The 15,582-nt window shown below is 67.1% G+C and carries 10 protein-coding genes and 1 pseudogene; 8 read left to right on the forward strand and 3 right to left on the reverse strand.

What is annotated here, in order from left to right; genetic code table 11:
* Positions 1-11: 11 nt before the first annotated feature.
* The 4 genes from M1D93_RS00560 to M1D93_RS00575 all read left to right on the forward strand — a co-directional run bounded on the left by M1D93_RS00560 (position 12) and on the right by M1D93_RS00575 (position 6,404).
* Entirely contained in the window at positions 12-965 is a 954-nt protein-coding gene (locus M1D93_RS00560; protein WP_461173266.1) for an ABC transporter permease, read from the forward strand.
* Positions 962-3,040 carry a dipeptide/oligopeptide/nickel ABC transporter permease/ATP-binding protein gene (locus M1D93_RS00565; protein ID WP_461173267.1) on the forward strand — a complete coding sequence of 693 codons (2,079 nt, stop codon included), beginning with the start codon at positions 962-964 and terminating at the stop codon, positions 3,038-3,040. The genes M1D93_RS00560 and M1D93_RS00565 overlap by 4 nt, the downstream gene beginning before the upstream one ends.
* A complete protein-coding gene (locus M1D93_RS00570) occupies positions 3,037-4,047 on the forward strand; it encodes an oligopeptide/dipeptide ABC transporter ATP-binding protein (protein ID WP_461173268.1) in 1,011 nt (336 codons plus the stop codon). The genes M1D93_RS00565 and M1D93_RS00570 overlap by 4 nt, the downstream gene beginning before the upstream one ends.
* A 65-nt stretch (positions 4,048-4,112) precedes the next feature.
* Positions 4,113-6,404 carry an alpha-L-rhamnosidase gene (locus M1D93_RS00575; protein ID WP_461173269.1) on the forward strand — a complete coding sequence of 764 codons (2,292 nt, stop codon included), beginning with the start codon at positions 4,113-4,115 and terminating at the stop codon, positions 6,402-6,404.
* Positions 6,405-6,480: 76 nt separating this feature from the next.
* On the opposite strand, the pseudogene M1D93_RS00580 reads toward M1D93_RS00575, so the two are convergent.
* Positions 6,481-7,764, reverse strand: a pseudogene (locus M1D93_RS00580) (MFS transporter).
* A gap of 418 nt (positions 7,765-8,182) precedes the next feature.
* On the opposite strand from M1D93_RS00580, the gene M1D93_RS00585 reads away from it, so the two are divergent.
* Entirely contained in the window at positions 8,183-8,770 is a 588-nt protein-coding gene (locus tag M1D93_RS00585; protein ID WP_461173270.1) for a hemerythrin domain-containing protein, read from the forward strand.
* 60 nt (positions 8,771-8,830) lie between these two features.
* Here M1D93_RS00585 and M1D93_RS00590 read toward each other — a convergent pair whose 3' ends face one another.
* Positions 8,831-9,661, reverse strand: a complete 831-nt coding sequence (locus tag M1D93_RS00590) for an IclR family transcriptional regulator (protein ID WP_461173271.1) — start codon at positions 9,659-9,661, stop codon at positions 8,831-8,833.
* Between the two features lie 149 nt (positions 9,662-9,810).
* Between M1D93_RS00590 and M1D93_RS00595 the strand changes: the two genes are divergently transcribed.
* The 3 genes from M1D93_RS00595 to M1D93_RS00605 are packed head-to-tail and all read left to right on the forward strand — an operon-like array spanning position 9,811 to position 14,479.
* Complete coding sequence (locus M1D93_RS00595; protein WP_461173272.1) at positions 9,811-12,552, forward strand: family 78 glycoside hydrolase catalytic domain; 2,742 nt, start codon at positions 9,811-9,813, stop codon at positions 12,550-12,552.
* Positions 12,549-13,541 carry an alpha/beta hydrolase fold domain-containing protein gene (locus M1D93_RS00600; protein ID WP_461173273.1) on the forward strand — a complete coding sequence of 331 codons (993 nt, stop codon included), beginning with the start codon at positions 12,549-12,551 and terminating at the stop codon, positions 13,539-13,541. Before M1D93_RS00595 ends, M1D93_RS00600 begins: the two co-directional genes overlap by 4 nt.
* Complete coding sequence (locus M1D93_RS00605) at positions 13,538-14,479, forward strand: alpha/beta hydrolase (RefSeq protein WP_461173274.1); 942 nt, start codon at positions 13,538-13,540, stop codon at positions 14,477-14,479. The genes M1D93_RS00600 and M1D93_RS00605 overlap by 4 nt, the downstream gene beginning before the upstream one ends.
* On the opposite strand, the gene M1D93_RS00610 is transcribed toward M1D93_RS00605, so the two are convergent.
* Positions 14,476-15,297, reverse strand: coding sequence for an alpha/beta fold hydrolase (locus M1D93_RS00610; protein WP_461173275.1), 822 nt, complete (start codon positions 15,295-15,297; stop codon positions 14,476-14,478). The genes M1D93_RS00605 and M1D93_RS00610 overlap by 4 nt on opposite strands.
* Positions 15,298-15,582: the final 285 nt, after the last annotated feature.

Raw genomic sequence — 15,582 nt, forward strand, 5'->3', positions numbered from 1 at the left:
GGCCCTGACCGATGGAGGTCACCATGGCACTATTCATCACCAAGCGCCTGCTGATGGCGCTGGCCACCGTGCTGGTGGTTGCGGTGCTGGCATTCCTGCTGGTGCACGCAATGCCCGGCAGCCCCGGAGCCGTATCCCTCGGGGCAGGCGCCACCCAGGAAGCAATCGACGAGGTCAACCAGCGCCTGGGCTGGAACGATCCCCTCCTGGTCCAGTTCATCAGCTGGCTTGCCGCCGCAGTCCAGGGTGACTTCGGAATCTCACTCATTGACGGCCGCTCGGTCAGCGGCGACCTGGCCAGCAGGCTTCCCGTCACCGCGTCCCTCGCTGCCGGTGCCACCCTGCTCAGCGCCGTCCTGGGCATTGCACTGGGCGTCACCGCAGCCGTCCGCGGCGGCATGGTGGACCGCGTCATCGGCGGTGTCTGCGGCATGGCAGTGGCCCTCCCGGCCTTCTGGATCGGCATCATCTTTGTTTACCTCCTAGCAGTCCAGTCCTCCGTTTTTCCGGCCACCGGCTATGTTCCGTTCGAGGTCTCGCCGCAGGACTGGGCGCTGTCCCTGGCGCTGCCGGTGATCACCCTGGCCGTGGGCGGGGCGGCGTTCATCGCCCGCCAAACCAGGGCCTCCATGCTCGAGGCACTGCAGCAGGAACACATCCGGACGCTCCGGGCCACGGCCACCCCCACCTGGAAAATCCTGTACGTCCATGCCCTGCGGTACGCCAGCCTCCCCATCGTGGCCGGCATCGCGCTTCAGTTCATCCAGCTTTTCGGCGGCTCGGTCATCGCGGAGCAGCTGTTCGCCATGCCTGGCCTGGGCCAGGCCGTCCAGAACTCCGTCAGCACCCACGACGCCCCGTCCGTGCAGGGCGTGGTGGTGATCGCCACCGTTGTGGTGGTCGCCGTGAACCTGGTGCTGGAACTCGCCACCAAGTTCCTCGACCCGAAGTTGCGTGCCTCATGATCCCCAACGTTGCCCCCGCACCTGCAGACACAGCGGAGCCGACGGCGGCTGCCGTCCTCCCCAAGGCCCGGCGCCAAAGCGCGGCCAGGAAATTCTCCGGCAGCAAGCTGTTCAGCTCACCGGCAAGCATCGCCGGCGTCATCTGGCTGGCCGCACTCGTGGCCGCCTCGCTGACCGCGCCGCTGTGGCTTCCCTTCAAGACCGAGGACCAGGACTTCACCGCCGTCCTGTCCGGGCCCACCGCCGCCCACTGGCTCGGCACCGATGAACTCGGCCGCGACATCCTCAGCCGCATCTTCGCCTCGGCAGCCGGCACGCTGGGGACGTCACTGATCACGGTGATTGTCGCCGTCGGGCTCGGAACCCTCCTGGCGATGCTGGCGGCAGCCGCCGGTGACCGCGTGGAAAACGTCATCAGCCGCGTCACCGAAATCATGATGTCGCTGCCCGGCACCGTCATCATCCTGGCCGTCATCGGCGCCGTGGGAACCAACATCCCGCTGATCATGGCGATCCTCGGCGTACTGATTTCCGCAGGAATGTACCGGGTGATGCTGGGCCAGGCCAAGTCCCTGCAGTCCCAGCTGTACGTGGATGCAGCCAAGGTGGACGGCGCCAGCACCGTGGGTATCAGCCTCCGGCATGTGCTGCCCGGACTGACGAACACCATAGTGGTGCAGTCGGCCCTGATCTTCGCCGTCGGCATGCTCATCCAGGCCGGCCTGGCATTCATCGGTTTTGGTCCGCCCATCCCGCAGCCCAGCTGGGGCGGCATGATCCAGGGCGCCTCCCAGCACGTGTATGACGCCCCCTGGCTGATGGTCCCCACCGGCGCCGTGCTGGCACTGACAGTCCTGGCCGCCAACGCCATCGGCAATGCCCTCGGCAAGGCACCCAACGCCACCGCCTCCCACCTGCCGTCGGCTGCGGCACGCCGGCAGCGCGCCAAAGCTGTTGCAGCAATTGCTGCGGCTGCTCCTTCTGCCGGCGCTCCGGCCGGGAAGGACACGCTGAGCGTCCGCAACCTCTCCGTCGGCGTGGACTCTACGGGAGCAGGCAACGGCGTCCGCCTGGTCACCGATGTCTCCTTCGACGTCGAACCCGGCACCGTGCTGGGACTGGTGGGAGAATCCGGCTGCGGCAAAACCATGACCGCGCTCTCCCTCCTGGGCCTGCTGCCATCCGGGGTCTCCGTGACCGGCGGCCAGATCCTCTGGAACGGCAGAAACCTGGCCGCCGCAACTGACAAGGACATGGAAGGGATCCGCGGACGCGACATCGCCCTGATCTCGCAAGAACCCATGCGCGCCCTGGACCCGATGTTCACCGTCGGCTACCAGCTCACCGCCGCCATCCGGCGGCTGCACGGGATGGGCAGGGCCGAGGCGAAGGTTGAAGCCCTGGGCCTGCTGGAAAAGGTGGGCATCGTGGACGCCGCCCGGATCCTGAAGACCTACCCGCACCAGATCAGCGGCGGCATGGCCCAGCGCGTTGCCATCGCCCTCGCGCTTTCGGGCCGTCCCCGCCTGCTCGTGGCGGACGAACCCACCACGGCGCTTGACGTTACTGTGCAGGCCGAGATCCTGTCGCTGCTGCGCAGCCTGGTGAAGGACACCGGGATGTCCGTGGTGATGGTTACCCATGATCTTGGCGTGGTGGCCGACCTGTGCGACCAGATAGCCGTGATGTACGCCGGTGAGGTGGTGGAAAACGGCCGGACAGACAACATCCTGGACAACCCCCGCCACCCCTACACCCTCGCCCTGCTGGCCGCGGACCCGCACGCCAACCACGCCGCTGACATGCCCGAGCGGCTCGCCACCATCAACGGCCAGGTTCCCCAGCCCAAGGACTGGCCAAGCACCTGCCGCTTCGCCGCCCGCTGCCAGTTCGCCGGCTCGGCGTGCATGGTCCCCGTCCCGCTGCTTCCCTCCGGAACCGGCGACGGTGTGGTGCGCTGCGTCAAGGCGGACGAGCTCGCCGTCGAAGGCCTGGACTGGGTGGCCACCGACGTACCCGGCCACCACGTCCTCAACCTGGTGAAAGCCAGGACTGCCGAAAAGGATCACGCATGAGCACCGCAACCTCGGTCCGCCCGGAAGCACCACTGCCCGCTGCCGCCCAGCCCCTGCTGGAGGTCAAGGACCTGGTGGTCCGCTACGGACGCGGCCGCAAGGCAGCCGCCGCTCCCGCCGCCGTCGACCGTGTCAGCTTCAGCATCGCCCCCGGTGAAACAGTGGGGCTGGTGGGGGAGTCCGGTTCGGGCAAGTCCACCATCGGCAAAGCCATCCTGGGCCTGCAGAAGGTTTCGGGCGGGTCCATCACCTACCAGGGCAAGGACATTACCTCCGCCGGCACGTCCCAGCGCCGGGCTTTGGGCGGGGAGTTGCGGGCCGTCTTCCAGGACCCCAACTCCTCCCTGAACCCACGGAACACGGTGGGCTTCTCACTCGCGGAGCCGCTCCGGCTCCGCGGCGTTGGGGCGGCCGAAGCCCGGCAGCGCGCGGAGGACATGCTGGAACGCGTCGGCCTGCCCCGCGAGGCGGTGGACCGGTACCCCAGCCAGTTCTCGGGCGGCCAGCGCCAGCGCATTTCGGTGGCCCGCGCCCTGATTTGCGATCCCAAGCTGGTGGTGTGCGATGAAGCCGTCAGCGCCCTGGACCTCTCCACCCAGGCGCAGGTGCTGAACCTCCTGGCCGACCTGCGCGACGAGCGCGGCCTGGGCTACCTGTTCATCGCCCACGACATCGCCGTGGTCCGGTTCCTCGCCCAGCGCGTGGTGGTGCTCTACCGCGGGCAGGTGATGGAAAGCGGACCTGCCGCGGCCGTCACCGAGAACCCCAAGCACCCCTTCACCCAGGCCCTTGTCGCCGCGTCCCCTGTGCCGAGGCCCGCGGAACAGGCAGCCCGCAGGGCGGCCCGCGAGTCCCTTGGCGTCCGGACGGGAGCGGCCACCACCCCCGGTCCCGGAGGGTGCCCCTTCCGGCTTCGGTGCCCGCTGGCCACGGACCTCTGCGCCGCCGAACGGCCCGCCCTGCGCACTGTTGGCGGGTCCGACGTCGCCTGCCACTACGCTTCGTAACCTTCAACTCCTGAACCTTCCCCGCCGTCACTCGCCGGCGGCCACTAAGAACGGACTCCCACCCCATGCCACTGGCACCCTGGCACGCAGCCATGATCACCCCGACCGAAGACTTCGACGGCGCCCCGCTCCTGCGGAAGGAATTCCAGGTGGCGGAAGGACACGGTGCCATGGTTAAGGCATCGCTGCGCGCCACCGCCTTCGGGGTCTACGAGACACTGATCAACGGCGTTCCGGTGGGTGAGGATGTCCTGAGCCCCGGTTGGAGCTCCTATGAGTGGCGGCTCCGTTACCGCAGCTACGACGTCACCCACCTGGTGCAGCCGTCCTCTGTGATCGGGGTGTCGCTGGGCAACGGCTGGTACCGCGGACGCCTGGCCTGGCACGGCCTGTCCAACCTCTACGGCGATCAGCTGGGTTTCTTCGGGCAGCTGGACATCGAGTTCGAGGACGGGCACGTCCAGAGCATCGCCTCGGATTCCTCCTGGCAGTCCGGGCCTTCAGCCACCACCGCAGACGACCTCTACGACGGCCAGACCATCGATGCCCGCCGCAACCAGCCCGGCTGGGCCGAGCCGGGTTTCGACGCCGGTGCTTCTGCTGGCGGTGCTTGGGCGGGAGTGCACACACTGGAGTTCGACGCCGGGCGGCTGGCTGAGCCGGTGGGCCCGCCGGTGGTGCGTGCCGGCGTCGTCAAGCCCCAGCGAATCTTCACCTCGCCCAGCGGCAAAACTTTGGTGGACTTCGGCCAGAACCTAGTGGGCTGGGTCCGGTTTTCTGTCCAGGGCGAAGCAGGGCACGCCATCACTGTGCGGCACGCGGAAGTGCTGGAAGACGGTGAACTGGGCGTCCGCCCGCTGCGCTCCGCCAAGGCCGCGGACACCTTCATCCTCTCCGGCGCAGAGGACTTCTTTGAGCCGACCAAGACCTTCCACGGCTTCCGCTACGCCGAGGTTTCCGGCTGGCCCGGCACCCTCACCGAGGATTCGCTGGAAGCCGTGGTGGTCCACTCCGAGCTGGAGCGCACCGGCACCTTCGAGTGCTCCAACGAACTGGTGAACCAGCTGCACCGCAACATCGTCTGGGGGCTCCGCGGCAACTTCCTGGACCTCCCCACGGACTGCCCGCAGCGGGACGAGCGGCTCGGCTGGACCGGCGACATCGCGGTTTTCGCGCCCACCGCGGCGTTCCTGTATGACGTCAAGGGCTTCCTGCAGGACTGGCTCCTGGACCTTGCCGCCGAACAAAAAGCGGCTGACGGACTGGTGCCCATTACGGTTCCGGACGCGCTGAAGTACTGCCCCCAGCCTGCCGAATTCCCGTCGCCGGAGTCCTCCGCGCTGTGGAGTGAGGCTTCCGTCTGGGTGCCGTGGGCGCTGTGGGAGGCCTACGGCGACGACACGGTCCTAAAGAACCAGTACCAATCCATGACCTCACACACCCGCCGGGTGGCAGGGCTGCTGTCTCCCACCGGGCTGTGGGACCAAGGCTTCCAGTTCGGTGACTGGCTGGACCCGGACGCCGATCCGGACAAGCCCTGGGACGCGAAGGCGGACACGGGTGTGGTGGCCACCGCGTGCATGTTCCGCACCGCCACCATCACCGCGAAAACAGCAAGACTGCTGGGACACCTTGAGGACGCCGAGTACTTCGGGCAGCTGGCGGCGAAGGTCCAGGCCTCGTTCCTGGAGCACTATGTGGCCACCGACGGCACCATCCGCAGCGATTGCACCACCGTCTATGCGCTCGCCATTGCCTTCGGCATCCTGCCCAGCACCGAACACGTCAGCTTCGCCGGCGAACGCCTCGCCGGGCTGGTCCGGAAAAACAGCTACCGCGTGTCCACCGGCTTCGCGGGCACCCCCTTCATCACGGGCGCCCTCACAGACACCGGCCACAGCGAGGAGGCCTACCGCCTGCTGCTTGAAGAGGGCTGCCCATCCTGGCTCTACCCGGTAACCATGGGCGCCACCACCGTGTGGGAACGCTGGGATTCCATGCTTCCTGACGGCACCATCAACCCCGGCGAGATGACAAGCTTCAACCACTACGCCCTGGGTGCCGTGGCCGACTGGCTGCACAGGAGTGTTGGCGGCATCAGCCCGGCGGCGCCGGGGTACAGCAAGGTCCGGATCGCCCCTGTCCCGGGCGAAGGCATCGAGTGGGCCAGGACGTCGCTGAAGACCCCGCACGGAACTGTCCGCGTCGAATGGAAGCTCGACGCCGGCGCCCTCCACCTCGAGGCGACGGTACCTGGGGGAGTGGAGGCCGACGTCGTACTTCCGGGCCGTCAGCGCCGCAGCGTTCGGGGCGGTACGCACCGCTTTACCGTGGATGCGGGCCTGTTGGTGACGTAGCCGGCACAACCACAAAGGCCGGGGGGCCGGAACAGAACGTTCCGGCCCCCCGGCCTTTGGGTTTGGCGCTGCAGTGTCAGCGGGCAGCGGTTTCCAGCAGGTACTCCTCGTCCTCCGCCACGTTCGAATTCCGGCCGAGGGCCAGGCCCACCATGGTGAGCAGGCACGCGGCGGTCAGGTAGATGGCCACCGGGAGCCAGCTGTTGAAGGCGCCCATCAGGAGGGTGAACATGAACGGTGCCAGCGCGCCCCCGATAATGCCGGCGAACGTGTAGGCCAGCGAGCTGCCGGTGGACCGCAGGCGCGGGCTGAACTGTTCCACCACGAAGGCGGCCTGGGGCCCGTACATAAAGGAGTGGAACACCAGTCCCAGGACAGTTCCGATGATCAGCACCGTGGGTGACTTGCCTTCCAGGACGATGAAGAACACGAAGGCCCATACCGAGGCGCCCATGGCAGCGGTTCCGTACACGAGCCGGCGGTTGATGCGGTCCGAGATGGCGCCGGCCAGGGGCATCGTGAAGAGCTGGAGTGCCGACCCGATCATCACTGCCACCAGTACCTGGCCGCGGTCGAACCCGAGTTTCTGGATGCCGTATGTCAGCGTGAAGACGGTGCACAGGGCGTACAGGACGTCCGGTCCGATGCGGCTCAGGATGGCTGCGGCCAGCGGACGCCGCTGGGTGAGCAGCACCTCCCGGATGGGTGCGTTGGGCTTTTCGCCGCGTGCCTCGAGCGCCTTGAACACCGGGGTGTCCTCCAGCCTCAGCCGGATCCACAGCCCGAACGCCACCAGGACGGCCGAGATGAGGAAGGCGATCCGCCAGCCGAAGTCAAGGAATGCCTGCTCGGAAAGTACCAGGGTGAGGATGGCGAGTGCGCCGTTGGCCATCAGGTTGCCGGCGGGCGGGCCGATCTGGGCAGCCGAGGCCCAGAATCCGCGGCGGTTCGGGTCACCGAACTCGCTGGAGAGCAGGACGGCGCTGCCCCACTCGCCGCCTACACCCACGCCCTGCGCGAACCGCAGGAGGACCAGGGCGGCCGGGGCGATGATGCCGATGTTTCCGTAGGTGGGGAGCAGTCCGATCAGGAAGGTTGCGACGCCGATCAGCATCAGAGTGATGACCAGAACCTTCTTCCGGCCGATTTCGTCACCAAGCCGGCCGAAGATGATGCCGCCCACGGGCCGGGAGATGTATCCGACGGCGTAGGTGGAGAATGCGAGCAGGGTGCCCGTCAGGGGATCCTCGGCGGGGAAGAAGATGATGGGAAAGACGATCGCGGCTGCCGCCGAGTAGACGGCAAAGTCGTAGAACTCCAGCGCGGTGCCGGTAAGGCTGGCGGCGAAGGCTTTTTACATGTCCTTGCGTCCGACAGCAATTGTCGGCTCGGCGGCAGGTACTGGCGTAGTGGCCATTGGTGTCCTCCAGTTGGATGAGGTGCAGTGCGTACGGCTGAAGATGCCGGCAATGGTGTTCCGACGTCGCCGGGCATGCGGTATTGCCGGGCGAAGACGCTGGGTTTTGCGGGGTCTTACTGCTGCGGGGCATCCGCTGCCGGATGCCCACTTCGCGATTGAGGCTGTTGAAACAATCTGAAGTTGTTGAACAATCTAATGTGAAGTGGGCCACTCCGTCAAGGGGTTCCTGATGGCGTCGCCGGATTCCATTCCTTCCGGAGGCGCAGCGCATTTTTCGCCTATGGATCGTGGTGGTGCCGCATGGTACTTTGACCCTCTTACGTCGCTTACCGGAAGCGATCCAGGAGGAGGCCAGCTCATGAGTGATACCAATTCCGCCGGAACGAACGTGGACGTCGTGGACATCCTGACCAGCGATCACCGGGAGATGATTGCACTGATCGGGCAGATCCACAGCACGCCCGATGGAAGCCAGCGCAGGGATCTCGCGGACACCCTGATCGCAGAGATAATGCGCCATGCGGTCGCGGAGGAAATGTACGTCTACCCCGCCATCGAAGACCACGTGCCCAACGGTAAAGAGGAAGTCGAACACGACAAAAAGGAGCACGACGAGATCGTCAAGCTCATGAAGCGGCTGGAGAAGGAGGAGCCTTCAGGCCCGGGTTTCATGGAACTGGTCCAGGAGCTTGAGGCGCAACTGACCCATCACGCCGGCGACGAAGAGACCGAACAGTTTCCCAAGCTCCGACTTCACATCCCGCGTGAAAAACTCGTTGATTTGGGACAAAAAGTAGAGAAAGCGAAAAAGCTGGCACCCACCAGGCCACACCCGAGTGCACCGCATTCGGAGCTGTTCCACAAGACGGTGGGCCCGGGTGTAGGGATGGTTGACCGGCTCCTGGACAAGCTCACCCACCGGCAGACAGGCTCGAAGGACGACTGACACGTGACTTCCCGTTCGCCGCTCTTCGGCAGGTAGGGAAGGTGCGCCAGTGAGAGGGCGTCACCCCTCGGAGTGGGTCCGCACGTCGGGGCTGACCTCGGCGTGGTGGCCCAGGTTCCTGGACACCGCACGCGCCGTGGCACGGACCGCCGGGGCCAGTACGTTGGGCGGGGTGGAGCCGTCGGGCACCACGATGGACAGGGCTGCCACCACCGAACCCTGCGCGTCGAAAACCGGTGAGGCCACGGATACCGTCTTTGACGGGTACGAGCGCCGGATCATGGCAATACCCGTGCGGCGGACATCGGACAAGGTGCGGCGCAGTTGGCCTTCCGGCATGTTTTCCACGCCGGGTTCGTTCTCCGGCGGCTTCCGCAGCGTGGCCTCCTGGAACTGCTGGTCCGCGCCGGCAAGCAGCACCAACCCTACGGCGGTGGACCGCAGCGGGGCCCGCCCGCCCACCCGGTAGGCCACTTCCGTCGCTTCCTTCGAGGAGAGCCGCTCGATCAGCACCGCCTCCTCGTTGTCCCGCACGGCCAGCAGCACATGGTGGCGGGTCACCTCGAAAAGGTCCTCGAGATAGGGCAGTGCGATCTCACGGACGCCGTGGCCCCGGGGCGACAGGGACGCAACCTCCCACAGGCGCACCCCCACGACGTAGCGGCCGTCGTCGAGCCGTTCCAAGGCACCCCAGGCAACCAGCCGGGCGATCAGGCGCAGGGCTGTGGGTGCCGGCATCCCGGCGTGGCGCGCCAGTTCCGAAAGGGTCAGCGCCCGACGCCGGTCGGAAAAGACCGCGAGCAGGCTCAGCGCCCGGTCGATCACCGGTTCGCCCTGCTTGGGCCGCTTCCCGCGGGCGGGGGTTGTTTCAGTGTCCAAAGGGACAGTCATGCGTGGGGTCCTTGCGCCGTCGAGAGTTCGGACCGAAGTCCGTGAGCTAGACCACAATACTATTCCAACCAATGAAAGATGGGTGTGGACGACGGCCAGCCGGAAACGAAGCTGGAACCCCAGCTACTCCACGTTCAGGAGCTTCCTGCATGACCTCCACCAGTCTCGACGCCGGCGTCGGGGAAACACTCCTGGCCCAGCACGCGCCCACCCGGCTTCGTGTCGAGCACCTCCGCGAGGCAATGGGCATCACCAACACCCGGCCGCGCCTCAGCTGGACTCCGCCGGCAGAAGCCATTGCGCATATTGCCTACCGGATCACAGCGACCAACGGCTGGGACACCGGCCGGGTCGAGTCTGCTGGACACGTCCTGGTGCCGTATGCCGGCCCGGCGCTGGACTCGCGCAGCCGGTTCGACTGGCAGGTGTGCACCTGGACAACAAACGCCGATGGCACGGAAACACAAAGCGCTTGGTCCGAACCCATGCCTGTGGAGCTCGGCCTCCTCCACGCCTCCGACTGGACCGCACAGTGGATCGGCCCGGAGGAACCCACAGTTCCCGCTCCCGGAAAACGCCCCGGGTACGCCCTCGAAAAGACCTTCATGCTGGACCCAGCGCCGGAATCAGCCCGTGCCTATGCCACCGCGCACGGCGTCTACGAGCTGTTCCTCAACGGACAACGCGTGGGCGACCAGCAGCTCGCCCCCGGCTCCACCAGCTACAACACCACCCTGCAGGTACAGGCATACGACATCACGGCGCTGCTGCGCCCCGGCACCAACACCATCCGCGCCGTCCTCACTGACGGCTGGTACCGCGGAACCTTCGGGTACACGCGCGACGCCGACATGTACGGCACGCACACGGCCCTCCTGGCGCAGTTGGAGATGCTGTCCGGGGGTAGCAGGACGGTCATCGGCACCGATGCGTCCTGGCTGGTGTCACCAACGGAGATCCTGAGCGCCGACCTGATGGCCGGGCAGCGGGTTGACTTCCGGGTGCCGGGCAGCGCGGCAGCAAAGGGAAACGGCGTACAGCAAGGGTGTGCCGCCGTCGTCCGGAACGGCAATTACGAGACCCTGACCGGCCCCGTGGCACCACCCACTCGAATCGTGGAGGAGCTCGCACCGGTAGCCATCACGCGTCTCACGAGCGGCCATCAAGTGGTGGACTTCGGCCAGAACATCCATGGCTGGGTGCGCCTCGCATGGCTCGGCGTACCGGGGGAGAAGGTCACCCTTGTGTACGGCGAGGCGCTCGCTGCCGACGGCGACGTGACCCAGGACCACCTGCGCCCGCTCGACTTCCGCAACCCGGGGCAGTTCCTGTCCGCCGGGCAGGTTAATGAGGTGACGGCGTCCGGCGCTCCGGGGGAAGTATTCGAACCGCGGCATACTACGCACGGCTTCCAGTACGTCTCCGTGCGGGGCCTTGCAGGGGACCTCGCGCCGGAGGACATCACCGCCTGCCTGGTCCAGACGGATTTGGAACCCCTGGGCACCTTCACCTGCAGCGACGAGCGGCTGAACAAGCTCTACAACATTGTGCAGTGGAGCTTCCGGGACAACGCCTGCGAGGTTCCCACCGACTGCCCGCAGCGGGAAAAGGCAGGCTGGACAGGGGACTGGCAGCTGTTCATTCCCACTGCTGCATATCTCTTCGACGTTGCAGGGTTCTCCCGTAAATGGTTGAACGACGTCCGCGCCGACCAGTGGGAGAACGGCGTCATCGCCAACATCTCGCCGTCGCCCGGTCCGGACGTTACCTCCGCGGATTTCATGGCCTTCGTCAACGGCTCGGCCGGCTGGGGCGACGCCATCGTGATGGTGCCCTGGGAGGTGTACCTAACCACCGGCGATCCCGCCATCCTCGCCGAGAACTGGGACGCGATGAAACGCTGGCTGGAGTTCGTGACGAGCACCGCCGAATCCTCCCGCCACGCGGATCGTGCGGCCGCCAGTCCAACAGCTGCTCCGCACGAGAAATACCTCTGGGACACCGGCTTCCACTGGGGCGAATGGATGGAACCGGACGGTCCGGAACCGGACCTGTTCGCCGCCCGCTCCGCCGACCACGGCATTGTGGCCACCGCCTACTACCGGAACACCGCGGCCCTGATGGCGAAGATTGCCGGCATCCTGGGCCACGCAGAGGAAGCCGCAGCGCTCGCCGGACTCTCCGAGAACGTCCAGCGCGCCTGGGAAACGGAATACCTTAACCAGGCCGGGCAGGTCACCCAGCCCAGCCAGGCCAACTGCGTGCGTGCCCTTGCCTTTGACCTCGTCAGCCCGGGGCAGCGCGCCGCCGTTACGGCCCAGCTGGTGTCGCTGGTCAGGGCCGCCGGCACCCATGTGGGAACCGGCTTCCTGGCCACCCCCTACCTGCTGCCCGTCCTTGCCGACAACGGTGAACTGGAGCTGGCGTACGAGCTGCTGATGCAGGACTCGGAACCGTCCTGGCTGGTGATGGTGGACCGCGGTGCCACCACCATGTGGGAACTCTGGAACGGCATCGATGCCGACGGCAGCCCGCACCAGTCACTGAACCACTACAGCAAGGGCGCAGTGGTGTCCTTCCTGCACCGCTACACGGCCGGTCTGCGGCAGGCTCCGGGCAGCGCCGGTTACGAGCGGATCATCATTGAACCCCGCCCGGGCGCCGGGCTGACGTCCGCGGCCACCTCGCATCAGGGACCTCACGGCCTGATCGAGGTGCAGTGGAGAACGGACGACGGCGGGCTGCAGCTGCGGGCGACCATCCCGCCCGGCACCACCGCCGAGGTCCGCCTTCCCGGTCAACCTGCCCTCGCCGTCGGACCCGGAAAGCATCATTTCACCGCCGGCGGCGGAACCGTCCCACAACCCGAGCTTGTAAGGAGCGCACCATGAGTGTCAACGAAGCCACCGAGGTCTATGAAACCGAACCCCTGGATCCTGCCCGGCCGGGCGGTGTGGATGTTCCGCCGTTCCCGGTCTTTGACGCCCCGGGCGTGCCACAGGACGTCTCCAGCGTTTCCGCTGTGCACCGCGAAGTCACGTACGCGCGGGCCATCGGCTTCCGTCCGCTCAAGATGGACATCTGGTGTCCGCGCCAGGCCACCGGACCGGTGCCGCTGGTGGTGTGGGTCCATGGCGGCGCCTTCCAACTGGGTGACCGCCGGGAGCTGCCCCCCACCTTCGCGCCCGATTCGGTGTTCCGGCTGCTCAACGAGGCAGGAATTGCCTGCGCCACCGTTGATTACCGGCATTGCCTCGAGGCCCCGTTCCCGGCGCAGCTGCACGATCTGAAGGCGGCCGTCCGGTACCTGCGGGAATACGCAGGGGACCTTGGCGTCGATCCCGCACGGTTCGGCGCCTGGGGCGAATCCGCCGGCGGCCATCTCGTGGCACTGCTGGGCCTGACCGGGGGCCGGGAGGACCTGCACGGCGGGCTCGGGGCGCAGGCGCATTCCAGCGGCATCAGCGCCGTCGTCGATTTCTACGGGGTCTCCTCGCTCGTGGACATCCCGCCCATGAACACCCCGGAGGGCCTGTTTCCGCCCGCTTTGACCGCGGCCGTTCCGGCAGGAATGCCCCTGCAGCCTGAATACATGCTGGTGGGCGGCTCGAACGATCCGGCTCTCCTGGCCGCGGCCAGCCCGGTCAGTTATGTGACCGCTGGCGCGCCGCCGTTCCTGCTGATCCATGGCGACAGGGACGGGCTGGTGCCGAATGCGCAGACCGACCTCCTGGCCGCCGCGCTCGCGGCCGCGGGCGTGGAGCACGAGGTGGTCACCATCAAAGGGGGGGACCACTGCTTCTTCGGCGCGGAGGACCAGCTGGACGCCATCCTTGCGGCCGCCGTCGGCTTCTTCTCGGAGAAGCTGGCCCGGCCATGACGGCCCGGCAGCAGGGGGCAGCCGCCCCTGCCGGGCACGGGACGCTCGCTGCCGACGCAGGCTTCGCCGAGTACCTTGCGGCACCGCTGGGACTGGAAGCCCCTGCCGGACCGGTTGGTCCGGATGTTCCCAGCCGCTCCGTCACGGTTGACGGCCGGCACGGTTCCGTGGCCATCCGGATCTACGGCGGGCCGGCTGCCACGGCCGGACCGGGGCTGGTGTGGTTTCATGGCGGCGGCTTCGTCAGCGGCAGCCTGGACATGCCGGAGTCGGACTACCTGGGCAGGGTACTGGCCTCTCGGGGGACACCGGTGGTGGCGGTCGATTACCGGCTGGCGCGCGACGGCGTGCACTTCCCCGTGCCCCATGAGGACGCCTTGACCGGCTGGTTCTGGGCGCGCAGGAATGCCGCCGAACTGGGACTGGATCCGGATCTGCTGTGTATGGGCGGCGCCGGGGCCGGCGGAAACCTGGCCGTGGGCGCCGCGCTTTACCTGATCGACGCAAGCAAGCCGCTCCCCGCGAAGCTCCTGCTGGCCTATCCCTTCCTCCACGCCGAATTGCCCGCGCCCGCGGGCGGACTGGACGAGGACGTGATGGCGGAGCTCCCCAGGCACCTTCGCTTCACCCCGGAAGACTGCGTGCGGCAGGCGGAAAACTACGTGGGCGGGCCGGTGAGCATGGCGTCCTCGTATGCCATGCCCGGCTACGCCGACCCGTCCGGGCTGCCGCCGACGGCCATCGTTGCGTGTGAATACGACGACGTCCGTGGCTCCTCGGAGCTCTTCGCCGCCAACCTGGAGCAGGCCGGTGTTCCGGTGTCCTTTTTCCTGGCCCGGGGCGCGCTCCATGGCCACCTCAACCATGCCGCGGGCAGCCCGGAGGCGCAGCCCGTCCTGGATTTCCTGGCGAAGGAGCTGGCGTCCGCGAGGCCTTAGCTGACGGCGAGTTCCAGAATGCCGGCGGAGGTGCGGGCAGCCGCGCCCTGCTGGACTGCGTGCGGTGTTCCCGGGATTTCCAGGAAGCGCCCGTTGGGGGCGGTGGCAACCAGCTTTTCGCACCAGGGCCTGGGGGCCACCGGATCCCGCGAACCGCGGACCACCAGGACGGGTTGGGCCACGAGAGCCACCTGCGCCTGCAGGTCGTAGGCCATCATGACGGGAAGCTCGGTGAGGTACCAGCGCAGCCCGGAGCGGGCGTAGTCGCTGAGAACGATGGCAGTTCGCAGGGGGCTTTCCCGCAGCCCGTCAAGACCCAGGGCCAGGGTTTGTTGACGTACGGTGCGGCGTGCGGGGTCCACCACCGGGCCCAGGAGGACCACGTGGGAGACCATGTCGGGGTATTGGACCGCCAGTTCGGTGGCGAACTGTGTGCCCATGGAGTGCCCGATGACCACGGCACGGCTCACACCCATTTTTTCAAGTGTTGCGGCGATGTGGCCTGCGTAGTCGGCGATGGAGAGCTGCCGCTCCGGAATAGGTGTTCCGCCGAACCCAGGCAGGTCGATGGCGTGGGTATCCCCATGCCGGGCCAATAGGACCTGAAGCCGCCGGTAGTAGCGGTGGGACATGCCGATGCCGTGCAGCAGCACAAAGACCGGGCCTGATGATCCGGTAGGGCCGGCCAGGGAATGCACGTGCGAGGTCAAGGACCTGGTGGTGACGATCCTGGGCGTCAGCCGCGGGCGCCGCCCGGGCAGGAGCCCGCTGTACAGCGTTGATTCAGTGTCAGGCAGATGTTCGGACGCGGCGTGCAACGTTTTCCTTTGCAATACGGTTTTCCAATGGGTCTATTAACCCAAATTGGCGAGGGCGGCTGGTGCACATTCGATGGTGGCCAGCGTTAGTCCGGGCCGGATTCCTGCTGTTCACCTGCGTGGTATTCCTTACAGTCGTGCCGGGGGCAAGCATGTGGGAGGGCTGCCATGTACTCCGCTGTGGTCTCCAGTACCCGGGACCGGCGGCACTTGGAACAATTGACGGCCACCGCGAGGATGCCTGCCAGCCGGCCCGGCACGGCCGGTGATTCAAGCAACAGATGC

It is taken from the genome of Arthrobacter sp. Z1-9 (genome assembly GCF_054792695.1).

Bases quoted from the DNA above. Each gene is read 5' to 3' on its own strand.
- M1D93_RS00585 (WP_461173270.1), top strand. From the start codon at position 8,183: ATGAGTGATACCAATTCCGCCGGAACGAACGTGGACGTCGTGGACATC.
- M1D93_RS00560 (WP_461173266.1), top strand. From the start codon at position 12: ATGGAGGTCACCATGGCACTATTCATCACCAAGCGCCTGCTGATGGCG.
- M1D93_RS00565 (WP_461173267.1), top strand. From the start codon at position 962: ATGATCCCCAACGTTGCCCCCGCACCTGCAGACACAGCGGAGCCGACG.
- M1D93_RS00595 (WP_461173272.1), top strand. From the start codon at position 9,811: ATGACCTCCACCAGTCTCGACGCCGGCGTCGGGGAAACACTCCTGGCC.
- M1D93_RS00590 (WP_461173271.1), bottom strand. From the start codon at position 9,661: ATGACTGTCCCTTTGGACACTGAAACAACCCCCGCCCGCGGGAAGCGG.
- M1D93_RS00600 (WP_461173273.1), top strand. From the start codon at position 12,549: ATGAGTGTCAACGAAGCCACCGAGGTCTATGAAACCGAACCCCTGGAT.
- M1D93_RS00570 (WP_461173268.1), top strand. From the start codon at position 3,037: ATGAGCACCGCAACCTCGGTCCGCCCGGAAGCACCACTGCCCGCTGCC.
- M1D93_RS00605 (WP_461173274.1), top strand. From the start codon at position 13,538: ATGACGGCCCGGCAGCAGGGGGCAGCCGCCCCTGCCGGGCACGGGACG.
- M1D93_RS00575 (WP_461173269.1), top strand. From the start codon at position 4,113: ATGCCACTGGCACCCTGGCACGCAGCCATGATCACCCCGACCGAAGAC.